Here is a 2114-nt window from a genome sequence, read left to right as displayed (position 1 = left end):
CGGCCAGATCGCCGGCCTGGCCCTGCAGGGCGCCGACCCAGCTGGCCAGGGCATAGACCAGCAGGGCCAGGCCGGCGATCTGGCCGAGCTTCTGCCGGTGGGTCTTGGGGCCGAACTCCAGGGCGCCGAGAAACACCGCCACGCCGCCGGCCAGCAGGCCCCACAGGGCCAGGCTGAGGCTGCCCGGCAGCACCCGTTCGAGCAGCCACACCGAGACCGCCAGCAGCAGCACGCCGAAGGCGTTGCGCACGCTGACCATCCAGGTGCCGCTCTTCGGCAGCAGGGCGCCGCCGCCGACGGCGAACAGCACCAGCGGCGCGCCCATGCCCAGGCCTAGGGCGAGCAGCTTGAGACCGCCGCCGAGGGCGTCGCCGCTGGCACTGATATAGAGCAGGGCGCCGGCCAGCGGCGCCGACACGCAGGGGCTGACCAGCAGGCTGGAGAGCACGCCGAGCAGGGCGGCATTGAGGTGCGAGCCGCCGTGGGTCTTGCCTGCCAGGCGGTCCAGCGGTTCGCTGATCACGCGCGGCAGACGCAGTTCGAACAGGCCGAACATGGCCAGGGCGAACAGCGCGAAGAAGGCGGCGAAGGGCACCAATACCCAGGCCGATTGCAGCCGCGCCTGCAGGTTGAGACCGGCGCCGAACAGGCCCATCAGGGTGCCGAGCAGGGCGAAGCAGGCGGCCATCGGCACCACGTAGGCCAGCGACAGGGTCAGGCTGCGCAGGCCGCCGAGCTGGCCGCGCAGCACCACGCCGGAGAGAATCGGCAGCATCGGCAGCACGCAGGGGGTGAAGGTCAGGGCCAGGCCGCCGAGGAAGAACAGCGCCAGCTCCTGCCAGTTCCAGCCCGCGGCCGGCGCGCTGGCGGGGCTGTCGGGTGCGGCAACGGCGGGCAGCTCGCCGATCTCGATGAATTCGGTTTCCGGCGGATAGCACAGGCCCTTGTCGGCGCAGCCCTGGTAGCCGACCTGCAGGCGCAGCGGGCGCTGCTCCGGGTTGGCCAGCGGCAGGCGGATATCCAGCACGCCGTAGTAGACCTCGACGTCGCCGAAGTACTCGTCGTGCTTGGCCTGGCCCGGCGGCAGTTCGGCCTGGCCGAGCGCGAGATCGCCTGGCTCGACGGCGAAGTTGAAGCGGTGGCGGTAGAGGTAATAGCCCTCGGCGGCGACGAAGCGCAGGGTCAGCGCCTCGGCGTCGCTGCTCACCAGGCTCAGCTTGAACGCTTCGCGCACCGGCAGAAAATCGCCGCTGTTGTTCAGCGTGGCGCCGATGGGCGCGGCGGCGGGGCGTTGATCGAACAGGCCGGCGGCGGCCGGGACGACGAGCAGCAACAGAAGCAGGGGCAACAGACGGCGCATGGTGGACTCGCACGACGGACTCGCCGGCATCATACCCAAGTTGGCGACCAGGCCCCAGGCGACGTGGTGGCGCAGGGTGTCAGCGGATGTTGCCGGGGGACCAGTGGCACGTCGGCGACTAGCCCAGCCCCAGCGCGTTCCAAACCTTGTGCGCGCTGTGATGCAGGATGCCGTGGCGGCGGGCCAGGACGGCGCGGTCCTTGGCGTAGCCGCCGCCGATCACGCCGAGCACCGGGATGTCGCGGCCCAGGCAGTGCTGCAGCACCGCCTCGTCGCGCGCGGCGATGCCGGCGTCGGTGAGCTGCAGATGGCCGAGGGCGTCGTCCCGGTGCACGTCGACGCCGGCGTCGTAGAGCACCAGGTCCGGCTGGTACAGCGGCAGCAGGTAGTTGAGGCTGTCGTCCACCACCCTGAGGTAGTCGGCGTCGCCCATGCCGCGCGGCAGGGGAATGTCCCAGTCGCTCTCGGCCTTGCGCGCCGGAAAGTTCTGCGCGCAGTGCAGCGACACGGTAACGGCGTCCGGCAACTCGGCCAGCAGCCGCGCGGTGCCGTCGCCCTGGTGCACGTCGCAGTCGAAGATCAGCACCCGCTGCACCCGCCCGGCTTCCAGCAGGTAGCGGGCGATCACCGCCAGGTCGTTGAAGATGCAGAAGCCGGAGGGGAAGTCGTAGTGGGCGTGGTGGGTGCCGCCGGCCAGGTGGCAGGCCAGGCCGTGTTGCAGCGCCAGCTCGGCGGTCAGCAGCGAGCCGCCCAC

Annotated in this window: 2 protein-coding genes; both read right to left on the bottom strand. The window is 71.3% G+C overall.

Annotation, left to right across the window (positions count from 1 at the left end; all coding sequences use genetic code 11):
* The coding region (gene dsbD, locus N878_RS18500) for a protein-disulfide reductase DsbD (protein ID WP_021445069.1) at nt 1-1360 on the bottom strand (1360 nt) is incomplete at its 3' end.
* Between the two features lie 118 nt (nt 1361-1478).
* Nucleotides 1479-2114 (bottom strand): histone deacetylase (locus N878_RS18495; protein WP_021445068.1); only part of this gene is annotated, 636 nt, incomplete at its 5' end.

Source organism: Pseudomonas sp. EGD-AK9 (assembly GCF_000465935.2).
GTDB lineage: Bacteria > Pseudomonadota > Gammaproteobacteria > Pseudomonadales > Pseudomonadaceae > Aquipseudomonas.
Note: the sequence above shows the minus strand (reverse complement) of the source record. Positions and strands in the feature narration are given on the sequence as shown.